Annotated in this window: 4 protein-coding genes; 3 read left to right on the forward strand and 1 reads right to left on the reverse strand. The window is 62.0% G+C overall.

Going from position 1 to position 1,503, the window contains the following annotated elements; genetic code table 11:
- From EN906_RS33895 to EN906_RS33905, 3 genes are all read left to right on the forward strand, one after another.
- Window positions 1-249 (forward strand): transglycosylase domain-containing protein (locus EN906_RS33895; RefSeq protein ID WP_206529251.1); only part of this gene is annotated, 249 nt, incomplete at its 5' end.
- 140 nt (window positions 250-389) lie between these two features.
- The gene (gene rpmF, locus EN906_RS33900) at window positions 390-572 is read left to right on the forward strand and encodes a 50S ribosomal protein L32 (protein WP_008834724.1); all 183 of its coding nucleotides are present in this window, start codon (window positions 390-392) and stop codon (window positions 570-572) included.
- 245 nt (window positions 573-817) lie between these two features.
- Window positions 818-1,219, forward strand: a complete 402-nt coding sequence (locus EN906_RS33905; protein ID WP_023810946.1) for a hypothetical protein — start codon at window positions 818-820, stop codon at window positions 1,217-1,219.
- A 78-nt stretch (window positions 1,220-1,297) separates the two neighbouring features.
- Here the strand turns inward: EN906_RS33905 and EN906_RS33910 are convergent.
- On the reverse strand, window positions 1,298-1,503 hold a 206-nt coding region (locus tag EN906_RS33910; RefSeq protein ID WP_206529252.1), incomplete at its 5' end, for a heme-binding protein.

Genomic DNA, 1,503 nt, shown 5'->3' on the forward strand with positions numbered 1-1,503 from the left:
ATCATGGAAATCTACCTCAACATCGCCGAGTGGGGGCCGGGCATCTACGGCATCGAGGCCGCGGCACAGCACCATTTTGGCGTTTCGGCAAAACAGCTGTCGCGACGGCAGGCCGCCTTGCTTGCGGTTTCCTTGCCAAATCCGATCGCCCGCAATCCGGCCAAACCCGGGCCTGGCTTGAGGCGGCTCGCCAATCTGATCGAGCGGCGCGCCGGCCGCTCCGGCGCCTATGTCGGTTGTCTCCGCTAGCCGATCCAAAAAAATTCGCGCCAGTGCTGGCCAAAACGGCACAGGGCGTGTATAGGCACCCGACTTTCTCAGATTTAGGCCCCGACATGGCCCTTTCACGAGGGCGGGCGGGGCTTTTGACCATGTAGTGGAGCATATCCGTGGCCGTTCCGAAACGTAAAACCTCTCCGTCCAAGCGCGGCATGCGCCGCTCGGCCGACGCCCTCAAGGCCCCGACCTATGTCGAGGACAAGAATTCCGGCGAAATGCGCCGTCCGCATCATATCGACCTGAAGACCGGCATGTATCGCGGTCGTCAGGTGTTGACGCCCAAGGAAAGCTGAGACCAGCTTTTTCAAAGGTTTGAATTTCCATAAGGACCGGCCGGTGGCTGGTCCTTTTGCGTTTGGGCCGGACGGCAGCGCATTTCGAGGCGTGCACCGCCGGCGTTGCAAATCCTTCGGCCGGCAACCGGCTGACATGGTTGTTGCGTGCGGTCTTCGACCGTGTTCAGCGCTGATGGCGAAACATCTTGACGACGTGGCCATGGCGCATTCTACAAAGGATCGCCCCCACATGGAGACGCCAGATGTTCGGTGCCATTCCGCTGCTGATCGTGCCTTTCGTGCTCTACAACCTCGGACTGCTGGGAATTTTCGGCAGCGGTGACGATCCGTGGGCGAGCGAGGTCTTCTCCTTCAGTATGATGTCGGGCGGCGTGTTCTCGATGACGCTGGGCGACCTGATGATACTGATCGGGCTGGTCTTCCTGTTCCTCGAAATGGCGAAGTCGGTGCGCACGACCAATGCCTCGATCATGGACCATCTTCTGTCGACGCTGGTATTCGTGGCCTTCCTGGTCGAGTTCCTGCTGGTGAAGGGCGCCGCCCATTCCGTCTTCTTCACGCTGATGGTCATCGCGCTGTTCGATGTGCTGGCCGGATTCGCGGTGTCGATGCGATCGGCCAGCCGGGACATCAATCTGAATTAGGTCCCCAGCGCGGAAGGCGGAAGTTTGACGGGCGCTTGCGCTGACAGTTGTCGGAAACGCCCGTAACGTCCCCGACGCTCAGCCCGGATCGGCGGTGAAGCCGGCGGCCTCGATGCCGGCGATGGCCGCGGCTTCGTCATTGTCCGACGTGTCACCTGAAATGCCGACGGCGCCGAGGATGGCTCCGGCCTTGTCGCGGATCAGCACGCCGCCGACGACCGGCAGCACGCGTCCGCCAGAGACGTCCGAGATGCCGGCGACGAGGTGCGGGCGCTCCTTGGCGA

Source organism: Mesorhizobium sp. M7A.F.Ca.CA.004.06.1.1 (assembly GCF_003999135.1).
In the GTDB taxonomy this organism is placed as follows: domain Bacteria; phylum Pseudomonadota; class Alphaproteobacteria; order Rhizobiales; family Rhizobiaceae; genus Mesorhizobium.

Excerpts from the sequence above, each read along its gene's own strand:
- EN906_RS33905 (WP_023810946.1), top strand. The coding sequence starts at position 818 with ATGTTCGGTGCCATTCCGCTGCTGATCGTGCCTTTCGTGCTCTACAAC.